Genomic DNA, 13,527 nt, shown 5'->3' on the forward strand with positions numbered 1-13,527 from the left:
CGCGCCTTACTCCACAAACAAAGTGGCAGGTTGTTCGATCAAGCCACGAATGGCCTGGATGAAGAGCGCCGCGTCCATGCCGTCGACCACGCGGTGATCGAAGGAACTGGAGAGGTTCATCATCTTGCGGATCACCACCTGGCCTTTGACGACCATTGGCCGTTCGACGATTTTGTTCACACCGACGATCGCCACTTCCGGCAGGTTCAACACTGGCGTGCTGACGATGCCGCCCAGCGCACCGAGGCTGGTCAGGGTGATGGTCGAGCCGGACAATTCATCGCGGCTGGCCTTGCCATTACGTGCGGCGTTAGCCAAACGGGAGATTTCCGTGGCGCTGTCCCACAGGCTGCGTGCTTCGGCATGGCGGACCACCGGCACCATCAGGCCGACATCGCTTTGCGTGGCGACGCCGACATGCACTGCGCCGAGGCGGGTGATGACCTGGGCTTCGTCGTCGTAACGGGCGTTCATCTGCGGGAAGTCGCGCAGGGCGACGACCAGCGCACGGACGAGGAACGGCAGCAAGGTCAACTTGCCACGGCTGGCGCCGTGTTTTTCATTCAAATGCGCGCGCAGTTCTTCGATGGCAGTGACGTCGATTTCTTCGACATAGCTGAAGTGTGCGGCACGCTGGGTAGCGTCCTGCATGCGCTGGGCGATCTTGCGGCGCATGCCGATCACTTGAATCTGTTCTTCGTCAGTCCGTTGTGCGTACGCGGCAGCAACCGGTGCCGAAGCGTTCGACTGACCTTGCGCCAAGTAGGATTCAAGGTCTTCGTGCAGCACACGACCGGCCGGGCCGGAACCGCGCACCAGACGCAATTGAATGCCCAGATCCAGCGCATGTTTGCGTACGGCCGGCGAGGCGAGAGGGCGTTCGTCTGCTTCGCGAGCAACCATCGGGCCTTGGCAAACCGCAGCAGGGCGCGGGGCGGCTGGAGCAGGTTTGCTCTCAACGACTGCTTCAACCTTCGGCGCCGCAGGTGCTTCTTTTACCGGAGCAGGAGCCGCCGATTCCTTGAGGTTGCCAGCACCTTCAACCTCAATGCTGATCAGCACGCTGCCAACCGCCATCACTTCACCCGGCTGACCGCCGAGGGCAATCACCTTGCCATGCACGGGCGAGGGAATATCGACCATCGCCTTGTCGGTCATCACATCCGCCAGCACCTGATCTTCAACGACCAGATCGCCAACCTTGACGTGCCACTGCGACAGTTCTACTTCTGCGATGCCTTCGCCGATGTCCGGCATCTTGATAACGTGCGTGCCCATTCAGACCTCCATGACCCGTTTCAACGCCGCACCCACTCGGGACGGCCCTGGGAAATACGCCCACTCCTGCGCGTGCGGGTAGGGGGTGTCCCAACCGGTGACGCGTTCGATCGGCGCTTCCAGGTGATGGAAGCAATGCTCTTGCACCAGCGACACCAGTTCGGCGCCGAAACCGCAGGTGCGGGTGGCTTCGTGAACAACCACGCAGCGGCCGGTTTTCTTCACCGACTTGACGATGGTTTCCAGGTCCAGCGGCCACAGGCTGCGCAGGTCGATGACTTCGGCGTCAACGCCGGACTCTTCGGCCGCGACTTGCGAGACATAAACGGTGGTGCCGTAAGTCAGCACGGTCACGTCCTTGCCCGGACGAGTGATCGCGGCCACGTCCAGTGGCACGGTGTAGTAACCGTCCGGAACCTGGGCTTGCGGGTGTTTCGACCACGGGGTCACCGGGCGGTCGTGGTGGCCGTCGAACGGGCCGTTGTACAGGCGTTTCGGCTCAAGAAAGATCACCGGATCATCGTTTTCGATGGAGGCGATCAGCAAGCCTTTGGCGTCATACGGGTTGGATGGCATGACCGTGCGCAGACCGCAAACCTGAGTGAACATTGCCTCGATGCTCTGGCTGTGGGTCTGGCCACCGTAGATGCCGCCGCCGCAAGGCATGCGCAGGGTCATCGGCGCGGTGAACTCGCCGGCCGAGCGATAACGCAGGCGTGCCGCTTCGGAAATGATCTGGTCGGAAGCGGGGTAGACGTAGTCGGCGAACTGAATCTCGGCGACCGGACGCAGACCGTAAGCGCCCATGCCGACGGCCACACCGACGATGCCGCTTTCCGAGATCGGTGCGTCGAATACCCGCGAGGTGCCGTACTTGGTCTGCAGGCCTTCGGTGCAACGGAACACGCCGCCGAAGTAACCGACGTCCTGACCGAACACCACCACATTGTCATCACGCTCAAGCATCACATCCATGGCCGAGCGCAGGGCCTGGATCATGGTCATGGTGGTCGTGGTCATGGCGGTTTCCAACTGAATATTGTTGTTGTGGTCGTTCATGTCAGATCCCCAACTGCTGACGCTGGCGCTTCAAGTGCTCCGGCATCTCTTTGTAGACGTCTTCGAACATGGTCGCGGCGCTTGGAATCTGGCCGCCGGCGAGGGTGCCGTACTGTTCGGCCTGTTTTTGCGCGGCAATCACTTCGGCTTCAAGCTCGGCGCTGACGGCAGCGTGCTCTTCGTCCGACCAGTGGCCGACCTTGATCAGGTGCTGTTTGAGACGGGCAATCGGGTCGCCGAGCGGGAAGTGGCTCCAGTCATCGGCAGGACGGTATTTCGACGGATCGTCGGAGGTCGAGTGCGGGCCGGCGCGGTAGGTGACCCATTCGATCATGGTCGGGCCGAGGTTGCGGCGGGCGCGTTCAGCGGCCCAGGCAGATGCCGCGTATACGGCGTAGAAGTCGTTGCCATCCACGCGCAGCGAAGCGATGCCGCAACCGACGCCGCGTCCGGCGAAGGTGGTGGCTTCACCACCGGCGATGGCCTGGAAGGTCGAAATCGCCCATTGGTTATTCACGACGTTGAGGATCACCGGCGCACGATAAACGTGAGCGAAGGTAAGGGCGGTGTGGAAGTCCGATTCGGCGGTGGCGCCGTCACCGATCCACGCCGAGGCGATTTTGGTGTCGCCCTTGATCGCCGAGGCCATGCCCCAGCCGACGGCCTGAATGAACTGGGTGGCGAGGTTGCCGGAGATGGTGAAGAAACCGGCGTCCTTGACCGAGTACATGATCGGTAACTGGCGGCCTTTGAGCGGATCGCGCTCGTTGGACAGCAGTTGGCAGATCAGGTCGACCAGTGGCACTTCGCGGGCCATCAGGATGCTTTGCTGGCGGTAGGTCGGAAAGCACATGTCGTCGATGTTCAAGGCCAGCGCCTGAGCACTGCCGATGGCTTCTTCGCCAAGGCTTTGCATGTAGAACGACATTTTTTTCTGACGCTGGGCGACCACCATGCGGTTGTCGTAGATGCGCGTCTTGAGCATGGCGCGCATGCCTTTACGCAGGATCTCGACTGGTACGTTTTCAGCCCAAGGGCCGAGGGCGTTGCCCTGATCGTCGAGCACACGAATCAGCCCACGCGCCAGGTCGGCGGTGTCGGCGGGTTCGACGTCGATGGAAGGTTTGCGCACCGTACCGGCATCGGTCAGATGCAGGTAGGAAAAATCGGTTTTGCAGCCTGGACGGCCCGAGGGTTCAGGGACGTGCAGACGCAGCGGTTCATACGCTTGGGTCATGGCTTCTACGCTCGATCTTGTGAATTTCTTGTAGTGAGCTGGCAGTCATTCTTCGGTAGAAGAAATCTTGTCCTACAACAATCATAGGCCCGGGCAAGAAGAATATTTATCTCTGTTTCGTTGCGCTGGAGACGATTTGCAGATAGAAATTCTGCATAAACATAAAAAACAGGTGGTTTTGTCTCATGCGCAAACTGGACCGTACCGACATCGGCATTCTCAACAGCCTTCAGGAGAATGCGCGCATCACCAACGCCGACCTCGCACGCTCGGTGAATCTGTCGCCAACGCCGTGCTTCAATCGGGTCAAGGCAATGGAAGAATTGGGCCTGATCCGCGAGCAGGTCACGCTGCTGGATGCTGATCTGCTGGGATTGCACGTGAACGTGTTCATTCACGTCAGCCTGGAGAAACAGGTCGAGGAAGCGCTGCAGCATTTCGAGGAAGCCATCTCCGATCGCCCGGAGGTGATGGAGTGCTACCTGATGGCCGGAGACCCGGATTACCTTATCCGGGTCCTGGTGCCGACCATTCAGTCGCTCGAACGCTTCATGATGGACTTCCTGACCAAAGTTCCGGGTGTGGCGAACATTCGGTCAAGCTTCGCGCTCAAGCAGGTGCGCTACAAGACCGCGCTGCCGTTGCCGATCAATGGTTTGATTCTGGGGGCGTGATCGCGGTGCCAGCACTACTGAAGTCATACCGATAATCAAGTGCCGCAGTGTCGAGGGCCTGGCTAATCTTCCAGGTCTGTTGCCAAGGGGCAGGTTCGATGTCCGGATGAAAGATCATTGTGGCCTCGAGCATGCCGTTGGGTGCGTTTTCGGCAAATGATATGACTTCTTCGGCAGGGTGCTGGCGCTTCCACCTTTCCCACAGATAATCGAGATGACAGTGGTGGAGGAAGAATATCGGGTCGTTTGGTGACGCGGCCGTGCCCATGTTGCCGCCGACCCACGAATGCACGTTGTTGTGCATCCGCTCCATCTGGTTTTCCCAACCTTCGGGTTCGGACCAGTAGGGTGTGCGGTTCATGACTGACTCGATTTCCTGCACGGTGGGCAGTGGCGAACCCGCTGCGCCGAAATTGCGCCTCAGCGCCGCAATCCCTTCGTCACCATCCCAGACCTTGATGCCAAAGACCTGCCCCTCGAAAGCAAATGGCCCGATGGTTACGCGCTGTCCAAACCGCGCATCGCCATCCCTGCCCATGAAATCATCGACGAATGGGTTGTCCGCGCCGCTCATGCTCCAGTTCCAGTACGGTAGGGTAATGCCGGGGTCGTTGGCTGCGGCTTGCAGTTCCCGCTCGAATTGGCGAATCAGGATGCGGTGCCAGGGGAAAAACAGCGGATTGCGATGGGGGTTGGGGAAAATCGGATTGCCCTGTCCCATGGAGTTCTTGTGAATCTGTACAAAGTCATCGTAGCGATACTGCTGACCAGGTCGCAGGATACTGGGGGTTTGATTTTTCAGGATCAGGATGGCCCTGATGAACGCGTTTTTCTGTGCCACGGTCATGTCACGGTGATTACGACGAATATCCATATTGCGAAAACTCCATTGAATGTTTGCCCAATGGAGTCTGCTCGCTTACGGGATTTTCACCAGTTCATCACCCTCGACAGCGTTCGTAGGAAAAATAATCCGGCAACGGCCCTAGCGGTTTTTTCCTATAGCGAATTGAGCGGAATCTTCAGGTAAACCACACCGTTGTCCTCCGCCGCTGGCAGATTCCCCGCTCGCACATTTACCTGAATCGCCGGCAGCAACAGCGTCGGCATGCCCAGCCCGGCATCGCGCTTGGTGCGCATGTCGACGAACGCTGCCTGATCAATCCCGTCATGCACATGAATATTGTGTTTGCGTTGTTCGCCGACCGTGGTCTGGCACTGTGAGGCGCGACCTTCGGGCGGATAATCGTGGCAAACGTAGAGTTTCACACTGGCCGGGAAGGCCAGCAGCTTTTGGATCGAATTGAACAACTGATGGGCGTTGCCGCCGGGAAAGTCGCAGCGCGCCGTGCCGACATCGGGCATGAACAATGTGTCGCCGACCAGAATCTGCTCGCCATCGATCAGATAAGCCACGTCCGCCGGGGTGTGGCCGGGGACGTGCAGGGCCGTGGCCTTGAGGTTGCCGATGCGAAATGACTCGTTCGGCGCAAGCAGATGATCGAACTGTGAGCCGTCGACGCAAAACTCCGGCTCCAGATTGAACAGTGCCTTGAACACGTTCTGCACTTTGCTGATCGATTCACCGATGGCGATTTTGCCACCCAGTTCCCGGCGCAGGTAAGGCGCGGCGGACAGGTGATCGGCGTGGGCATGGGTTTCCAGCAGCCACTGCACCTGCAAATTGTGGGCGCGAACGAAGGCGATGATTTTGTCGGCCTGGGCGGTGCAGGTGCGTCCGGCAGCGCCGTCGTAATCGAGCACCGGATCAACGATCGCACACTGCCCGCCATCCACTTCATAGACCACATAGCTGTAGGTCGAAGAGGCGGGGTCGAGGAAAGCTTCAATCTGCGCGGGCATGGACACCAACCTGAACAAGGGAAATGGGTTGCAACACTTTATCTAAAAACATAATGTTCGCAGCTTAAGTGACCTTGAAGGCATCGTGCAAATGCAATCCAGTCTGACCGAATGTGAAGTCGCCCAGCTGCGCGCCTCGGCCTCCAAGGCCTGTGCGCTGCTCAAGGCCATGGCCAATGAGGATCGCCTGCTGATCCTGTGTCAACTGACCCAAGGCGAACGCAATGTCGGCGAACTGGAAAAAATGACCGGTGTGCGCCAGCCGACGCTGTCCCAGCAATTGGGCATCCTGCGCGATGAAGGGCTGGTCGCGACCCGTCGTGAAGGCAAGTACATTTTCTACGGCCTCGCCAGTCCGGAGGTCATCCAGGTGATGAAAACCCTCTCCGGGTTGTATTGCGGAGCCGTGCTGAAAAGTCTGGGTCATCAATAAATGCCAGCCAACACGCTATCCCATGTAGGAGTGAGCCTGCTCGCGATTGCGGTGTGTCAGCCACACATTCATTAACTGACACACTGCTATCGCGAGCAGGCTCACTCCTACAATGGATTTGTGTGAAGGCTGAGAAATCCTTGCGTGCAGCAAAAGGAACAAGCAATGAACGATCAACACTGGGGCCCATCCATCAGTGCGGACATCGTGGTCATCGGCGGCGGTACGGCCGGTATCGGTTTTGTCGCCAGCCTGCTCAAGCGTGATCCGGCGCTGAAAGTTACCGTGATCGAACCCAGCGCCCAGCATTACTACCAACCGGCGTGGACGCTGGTCGGCGGTGGTGCCTTTGATGTGAAAGACACGGCCCGGGCCATGAACAAGGTCATGCCAAAGCAAGCGAACTGGCTGCAAGCGGCGGTCACCGCAATCGACCCCGACAAACGCCAACTCACCCTCAACGATCAACGCACGGTCAGCTACCAGAACCTGATCGTCTGCCCCGGCTTGCGTCTGGCCTGGGAGAAAATCGAAGGTTTGCAGGACAGCCTCGGTCAACACGGCGTGACCTCCAACTACAGCTACCAGCACGCGCAATACACCTGGGATCAGGTGCAGAAACTGCGCGGCGGCAAAGCGCTGTTCACTCAACCGGCGATGCCGATCAAATGCGCCGGCGCACCGCAAAAGGCGTTGTATCTGTCCTGCGATCACTGGCGTAAAAACGGTGCGCTGAATAATATCAATGTCGAATTCAACTTGGCCGGCGCCGCGCTGTTCGGTGTGGCGACGTTCGTCCCGCCGTTGATGAAGTACATCGAAAAATACAACGCGCAGCTGGCGTTCAACTCGAATCTGGTCAAGGTCGACGGCCCGGCGAAAACCGCGTGGTTCGAGATCAAGGACGCTGAAGGCAACGTCACCCGTGAGGCGAAAACCTTCGATCTGCTCCACGTCGTGCCGCCGCAGATCTCGCCGGACTTCATCGCCCAAAGTCCTCTCTCCGATGCCGCCGGCTGGTGCGAGGTCAACCCGCACAGCCTGCAACATCCGCGCTTTCCCGAGGTGTTCGGACTCGGTGATATCTGTGGCACCAGTAACGCGAAAACCGCCGCAGCGGTGCGCAAGCAAGTCGTGGTGGTGGCGGAAAACCTGCTGGCCCTACGCAAGCAACAACCGCTGCCGCTGAAGTACGACGGCTATGGTTCCTGCCCGCTAACGGTGGAGAAGGGCAAGGTGATCCTTGCCGAGTTCGGATACGCCGGCAAGTTGCTGCCGACCTTTCCACTGGACCCGACGGTGGCGCGGCGTTCGGCATGGTTTCTCAAGGCGACGCTGCTGCCGTGGTTCTACTGGAACGGCATGCTCAAGGGCCGCGAGTGGCTGACACGTGTGTCCAAGGTCGACTGAGAAAACCCTATGTTGCTGGCAAGTCTGTTTGGCGTGGTGATGGGGTTGGTCCTCGGTTTGACCGGGGCCGGCGGTGGCATTCTGGCGGTGCCGGCGCTGGTGCTCGGGCTTGGCTGGACGATGACGCAGGCAGCGCCGGTGGCGTTGTTTGCGGTCGGCAGTGCGGCGGCGGTCGGTGCCATCGACGGTTTGCGTCATGGCCTGGTGCGCTATCGCGCGGCGCTGTTGATTGCGGCGTTGGGCGCAGTGTTTTCGCCGTTGGGCATTTACTTCGCGCACCAGTTGTCGGAGAAAATCCTGATGGTCCTGTTCAGCCTGCTGATGGTCATGGTGGCCTGGCGCATGTTGCGCCGTGAGCGTCAGCAGGAGGGGCCGAGCGATCACGGGCATGCCAGTTGGGGCCAGAAGAATTGCATGCTCAATGAACAAACCGGGCGGTTTGACTGGACCGCCAAGTGCACCGCAACCCTGGCTGCTTTGGGCGCGATTACCGGGGTGGTCTCCGGATTGCTCGGTGTGGGTGGCGGTTTTCTGATCGTGCCGGCGTTCAAGCAACTGACCGACGTGCAGATGCGCGGGATTGTCGCGACGTCGTTGATGGTGATCAGTCTGATCTCGGCGATCGGGGTGGTCGGCTCGTTTCATGCCGGTGTGCGGATTGACGGGCAGGGCGCGGCGTTTATCGTCGCCAGCATTGTCGGCATGATCATCGGGCGCAAGCTCTGTGCGCGGGTGCCGGCGCGGGCGTTGCAGGTGGGGTTTGCCAGTGTGTGTCTCGTGGTGGCGGGGTATATGTTGTTGCGGGCGTGAGGTTCAAAAGAAATCGCAGCCCATCAAGGGCTGCGATCTTTTTATCGGCTTACAACACCAGATGGGGCAACCACAGCGACAGTGCCGGCACGTAAGTCACCAACATCAACACCAGGAACAGCACCGCGTAAAACGGCAGCAGCGCCTTCACAGTGCTTTCGATGCTGACCTTGCCCACCGCCGAACCGACAAACAACACCGCACCCACCGGCGGCGTTATCAATCCGATCCCCAGATTCACCAGCATGATCATGCCGAACTGCACCGGGTCAACACCAATGCCGAGAATCACCGGCATCAGGATCGGCGTCAGAATCAGGATCAGCGGCGCCATGTCCATCACCGTGCCGAGCAACAGCAGCATGACGTTGATGCACATCAGGATCACGTAGCGGTTGTCCGACAGGGTCAGAAACGCCGTGGTGATCTTCGCCGGAATTTGCATCAGGGTCATGATGTAACCGAAGCTCGCCGCGAAACCGATCAGGATCATCACGATCGAAATCGTCCGCACCGTACGGTGCATCAGTTTCGGCAGTTCGCTCCACTTGTAGTCGCGGTAGATGAACATGGTGACGAAGAAGGACCAGAGCACGGCGATGGCCGCCGATTCGGTCGCGGTGAAGATGCCGGACAGGATGCCGCCGAGGATGATCACCATCGCCATCATGCCCCAGAGGGCTTCGCCGACGATTTTCAACGCCTGGCGCATCGGGATCACTTCACCCTTGGGGTAGTTGCGTTTTTTCGCGAAGATCAGGCACAGCACCATCAGGCAGGCGCTCATCAGCAAGCCCGGAACGATGCCCGCCATGAACAGTGAGGCAATCGAAACCGTGCCACCGGCGGCCAGGGAGTAAAGCACCGAGTTATGGCTTGGCGGGGTCAGCAGGGCTTGCACCGAACCGCTGACGGTCACGGCGGTGGAGAAATCCCGTGGATAGCCCTTGCGTTCCATTTCCGGGATCAGCACCGAACCCACCGACGCGGTGTCCGCCACCGACGAACCGGAGATCGCGCCGAAGAACGTCGACGCGACAATGTTGACCAGTGACAGACCGCCGCGGACAAAACCCACCAGCACCCCGGCACACGCCACCAATCGACGCGACATGCCACCCTCGGCCATGATCGCACCGGCCAGCACGAAGAACGGAATGGCCAGCAGCGAGAATTTGTTCACCCCCGAGGCGACCTGAATCATCACCGCCTGGAACGGAATGTCGATCCACCACGCACCGATCAGCGCGGCGGCGCCCAGCGCGTAGGCGACTGGCATACCGATCAGGATCAATACGATAAAACTGCCCAGCAGTATCAGAGCGTCCATTAGGCGGCACCTTCACTTTCTTCAACCAGGTCGAACTGCACGACGCGCCGTTTGCTCTGGTCACCGAGCAAGAGTTTTTCCAGCACGAAAATCAGCGTCAGCAAGCCGCCCACGGGAATCGGCAAATAGGTCACGCCAACGCGCAGATCGGGCAGGGCCGCCATGAACTGGTTCCAGGTGGACATGCACAGCTTGGCGCCCCAGATCGTCATGAAGATGCAGATCGCCGCCATCAGCAGCTGGGAAAAAATCGCCGCTGCGGATCGCACGTGCGGCGGCATGCGATCGGTGAGCATGGCCACGGCCATGTGCGCGCCGGCGCGGTAACTGGCGGCGGCGCCGATGAAGGTAAACACCATCATCAGCAGAATCGCCGTGGGCTCGGGCCAGCTCGAACCGGTGCCCAGCACGTAGCGGGCGAACACGCCCCAGGGAATCATCAGGGAAATCGCCAGGACGGAAAGGCCGGCGACCCAGATGCACGTCATGTAGATCTTGTCGTTGATACGCAGCAGTAGATTCTTCATCGGGTTCCACCGTAACCGGGCGCGCCGCAGTCATCGGGCGCACCGGGCCTTGTTCATGAGGACGGAGCGGCAGGCGTTACTGAACGGCTTCGATTTTCTTGATCAGGTCGGCATACTTCGCGCCGTACTTTTCCCGCACCGGTGCGGTGGCGTCGTAGAAGGGTTTCTTGTCGACCTCGATGAACTCGACGCCGGCGGCCTTGAGTTTTTCTTCACTGGCAGCGGACTTCTTGTCCCACAGCACGCGCTCTTCGGCCTGGGCAGCCTTGGCGGCTGTCTTGACCAGCGCCTGTTGATCCGGCGTCAGTTTTTCCCAGGTGATTTTCGACATCACGATCGGCTCTGGCAGGATCAGGTGACCCGTGAGGCTGTAGTACTTCGCATTCTGGAAGTGGTTGTGTTCGAGCAGGGTCGGCGGGTTGTTTTCCGCGCCGTCGATCACGCCGGTCTGCAGGGCGCTGAAAATTTCACCGGTGTCCATCGCGATGCCGTTGCCGCCCATGGCGTTCATCATGTCGATGAACATCGGGTTGCCTTGCACGCGGATTTTCATACCCTTGAGGTCTTCGAGCTTGCGCACCGGTTTCTTGGTGTAGACGTTGCGCGTGCCGCCGTCCATCCAGGCCAGGGCCACCAGGCCGAATTCGGAATTGGTGATTTTGTCGAGGATTTCGTCGCCCACTGCGCCGTCGATGACGTTACGCATGTGTTGATGATCGCGGAAGATGAACGGCATGTTGAACACGTTCACGTCCGGGACCACGGGGCCGACGATACCCAGGCTGACGCGGGACAGCTGTACGGCGCCGACTTGCATCTGCTCGATGACTTCCTTTTCGGAGCCGAGCACACCGCCGGGGAAGTATTGGAAGGTCAGCTCGCCGTTGGTTTCCTTGGTCAGGGTCTTGCCCATGTTTTCTTCGGCCACCACGGTTGGGTAGCCGGCGGGGTGAATGTCAGCGAATTTGAGTTGCAGTGCCTGAGCGGCGCCAGTGAAGGTAAACATCAGCGGGAGTGCAGCGGCCAGCAAGGTGCGTTTGAAGTTCATGGGGGTGAGTCTCCAGTCTTGTTATTGTTGTGTTCAAGGCGCAGCGGTGCAGCAGAGGCGGGTGTTACAGCAAATCGTCGAACAGCGGTTCCGGCAGGCCTTTGACGTTGGGATTCAGGGCGAACACGCCGCCGGCCAGGGATTGCGGATCGTGGTCGTCGCCGGGACGAATCGAGGTGACGAACAAGGTGTCCATCCGGGTTCCACCGAAGGCGCACATGGTCGGTTTTTTCACCGGTACGGCCAGCGAGAAGTCGAGTCGGCCGTCCGGCGCGAAACGGTGAATGAGGCCGGCGTCGTTGGCGCAGATCCAGTAGAAACCTTCGGCGTCCACGGCAGCGCCATCGGGGCGACCGGGGAAGTGGTTCATGTCGACGAAAACCCGGCGATTCGATGGTGTGCCGGTGTCAGTGTCGTAATCGAACGCCCAGATCAACTGCACATCGGGGTGCGAATCGGACAGGTACATGGTTTTGCCGTCGGGGCTGAAACCGAGGCCGTTGGGCACGATGAAACCGTCGAGCTGCGCTTCGATCACGTCAGACTGCCCGGCGCCGTAACGATAGAGCCGGCCCTCGGGCGCATTCAGGCCCATGTTCAACACCATGCTGCCGGCCCAGAAGCGGCCCTGACGGTCGCAGCGGCCATCGTTGAGGCGCATGTCTTCGCGGCTGTGTGCGACGCTGGCGAGCCGCTCACTGTCGAGGCTGCCGTCGCTGTGCGGGTGCAGATGAAAGAAGCCGCTTTCCATTCCGGCCACCCAGCCGCCACGGTGGTGGCGGGCGATGCAGGCGAGCATTTCCGGGGTTTTCCAGGCATGCACATGGCCCGTGTCAGCGCTCCAGCGTTGCAGGCCGCCGTTGGGAATGTCCACCCAGTACAGCGCGTTTTCCTCTGCCACCCAGACCGGGCTTTCGCCGACGGCGTTGCGGGCATCGACGATCAATTCGGCTTGCATACTCATTCCTTTGCGTCGTTTTCAGAGTGATCAGTCGCCGAACGGACCTGCGGCGACAAACGCGCCGCCCTGATAGATTCGCGCCGGGTCATCGGCGGCCGGCATCGGTTGCGCCTCGACTTTTTCGCGGAACACTTCGGAGCTGTCCTTCGCCTCGAAGCCGAGGTGGCTGGCGAATTTGTTGTCCCACCAGACGTCCTTGTTGGCGGACATGCCGTAGACCACGGTGTGGCCGACGTTCGGCGTGTACAGCGCGCGTTCGAGCAGTTGGGTGAGGTCGTCGAAGCTCAGCCAGGTGTGCATCATTCGGCGGTTTTGCGGTTCGGGGAACGAGGAGCCGATGCGGATGCTGACGGTTTCGATGCCGTAGCGATCGAAGTAGAAACTGGCCATGTCTTCGCCGTAGGACTTGGACAGTCCGTAGTAGCCATCGGGACGGCGCGCGGAGCTGGCGTCGAGCGGTTCGTCCTGTTTGTAGAAGCCGATGACGTGGTTGGAGCTGGCGAAGATCACTCGCTTGACGCCATGCCGGCGCGCCGCTTCGTAGATGTGAAAGACACCGCTGATGTTGGCGCCGAGGATTTCTTCGAACGGCCGCTCCACGGAGACGCCGCCGAAATGCAGGATCGCGTCGACGCCTTCGACCAGTTGGTGCACGGCGTTTTTGTCGGCGAGGTCGCAGACCACGATTTCTTCGCGATCATCGACAGCCGGGGCGAGGGCAGCGATGTCCGACAGGCGCAGGACATTGGCGTAAGGGCGCATACGTTCGCGCAGGACTTTGCCCAGGCCACCGGCAGCGCCGGTCAGCAGCAGGCGATTGAATGGAGCGCGGGGAGTAGAGGTAGACGTCATGGCAATCCCTGGACACATTGTTATTAGGTTTGTTGTAGGTTGTCG

At 60.0% G+C, this 13,527-nt stretch carries 14 protein-coding genes; 4 read left to right on the plus strand and 10 right to left on the minus strand.

Translation table 11 applies throughout. The annotated features are described in order from the left end of the window. Nucleotides 1–6: 6 nt before the first annotated feature. The 3 genes from ACI514_RS07130 to ACI514_RS07140 are packed head-to-tail and all read right to left on the minus strand — an operon-like array spanning nt 7 to nt 3,574. On the minus strand, nt 7–1,278 hold the full coding sequence (locus tag ACI514_RS07130) for a dihydrolipoamide acetyltransferase family protein (RefSeq protein WP_405123378.1): 1,272 nt from the start codon (nt 1,276–1,278) through the stop codon (nt 7–9). Then, the gene (locus ACI514_RS07135) at nt 1,279–2,337 is read right to left on the minus strand and encodes an alpha-ketoacid dehydrogenase subunit beta (RefSeq protein WP_003224000.1); all 1,059 of its coding nucleotides are present in this window, start codon (nt 2,335–2,337) and stop codon (nt 1,279–1,281) included. It abuts the gene before it with no gap. A 1-nt stretch (nt 2,338) separates the two neighbouring features. Next, entirely contained in the window at nt 2,339–3,574 is a 1,236-nt protein-coding gene (locus ACI514_RS07140; RefSeq protein WP_016985244.1) for a 3-methyl-2-oxobutanoate dehydrogenase (2-methylpropanoyl-transferring) subunit alpha, read from the minus strand. 185 nt (nt 3,575–3,759) lie between these two features. Between ACI514_RS07140 and bkdR the strand changes: the two genes are divergently transcribed. Then, complete coding sequence (gene bkdR / locus ACI514_RS07145; RefSeq protein WP_160058536.1) at nt 3,760–4,248, plus strand: Bkd operon transcriptional regulator BkdR; 489 nt, start codon at nt 3,760–3,762, stop codon at nt 4,246–4,248. Here bkdR and ACI514_RS07150 read toward each other — a convergent pair. Both ACI514_RS07150 and ACI514_RS07155 read right to left on the minus strand, forming a co-directional pair. Then, on the minus strand, nt 4,223–5,122 hold the full coding sequence (locus ACI514_RS07150) for a tyrosinase family protein (RefSeq protein ID WP_405123379.1): 900 nt from the start codon (nt 5,120–5,122) through the stop codon (nt 4,223–4,225). The two genes, bkdR and ACI514_RS07150, sit on opposite strands and share 26 nt — an antisense overlap. 125 nt (nt 5,123–5,247) lie before the next feature. Further along, nucleotides 5,248–6,111 (minus strand): MBL fold metallo-hydrolase, encoded by an 864-nt coding sequence (locus ACI514_RS07155; protein WP_160058534.1) that lies wholly within the window; start codon nt 6,109–6,111, stop codon nt 5,248–5,250. A gap of 91 nt (nt 6,112–6,202) precedes the next feature. Here ACI514_RS07155 and ACI514_RS07160 point away from each other — a divergent pair, with 91 nt between their 5' ends. The 3 genes from ACI514_RS07160 (at nt 6,203) to ACI514_RS07170 (ending at nt 8,764) form a co-directional block, all read left to right on the plus strand. Next, nucleotides 6,203–6,544 carry a helix-turn-helix transcriptional regulator gene (locus ACI514_RS07160; protein ID WP_007915092.1) on the plus strand — a complete coding sequence of 114 codons (342 nt, stop codon included), beginning with the start codon at nt 6,203–6,205 and terminating at the stop codon, nt 6,542–6,544. A 165-nt stretch (nt 6,545–6,709) separates the two neighbouring features. Continuing rightward, nucleotides 6,710–7,954 (plus strand): FAD-dependent oxidoreductase, encoded by a 1,245-nt coding sequence (locus ACI514_RS07165; RefSeq protein WP_405123380.1) that lies wholly within the window; start codon nt 6,710–6,712, stop codon nt 7,952–7,954. Nucleotides 7,955–7,963: 9 nt separating this feature from the next. Further along, a complete protein-coding gene (locus ACI514_RS07170; protein ID WP_405123381.1) occupies nt 7,964–8,764 on the plus strand; it encodes a sulfite exporter TauE/SafE family protein in 801 nt (266 codons plus the stop codon). Between the two features lie 49 nt (nt 8,765–8,813). On the opposite strand, the gene ACI514_RS07175 is transcribed toward ACI514_RS07170, so the two are convergent. From ACI514_RS07175 to ACI514_RS07195, 5 genes are all read right to left on the minus strand, one after another. After that, nucleotides 8,814–10,094: a TRAP transporter large permease gene (locus ACI514_RS07175; protein ID WP_160058531.1), complete on the minus strand. Its 1,281-nt coding sequence runs from the start codon at nt 10,092–10,094 to the stop codon at nt 8,814–8,816. Continuing rightward, on the minus strand, nt 10,094–10,621 hold the full coding sequence (locus ACI514_RS07180; RefSeq protein WP_102899272.1) for a TRAP transporter small permease: 528 nt from the start codon (nt 10,619–10,621) through the stop codon (nt 10,094–10,096). The genes ACI514_RS07175 and ACI514_RS07180 overlap by 1 nt, the downstream gene beginning before the upstream one ends. A 76-nt stretch (nt 10,622–10,697) precedes the next feature. Further along, entirely contained in the window at nt 10,698–11,669 is a 972-nt protein-coding gene (locus tag ACI514_RS07185) for a TRAP transporter substrate-binding protein (protein ID WP_095118327.1), read from the minus strand. Between the two features lie 64 nt (nt 11,670–11,733). Beyond that, entirely contained in the window at nt 11,734–12,627 is an 894-nt protein-coding gene (locus ACI514_RS07190; RefSeq protein ID WP_405123382.1) for an SMP-30/gluconolactonase/LRE family protein, read from the minus strand. A gap of 30 nt (nt 12,628–12,657) precedes the next feature. Continuing rightward, nucleotides 12,658–13,482, minus strand: coding sequence for an NAD-dependent epimerase/dehydratase family protein (locus tag ACI514_RS07195; RefSeq protein WP_405123383.1), 825 nt, complete (start codon nt 13,480–13,482; stop codon nt 12,658–12,660). Between the last annotated feature and the right edge of the window lie 45 nt (nt 13,483–13,527).

It is taken from the genome of Pseudomonas sp. M20, from assembly GCF_045037865.1.
Taxonomy (GTDB): domain Bacteria; phylum Pseudomonadota; class Gammaproteobacteria; order Pseudomonadales; family Pseudomonadaceae; genus Aquipseudomonas.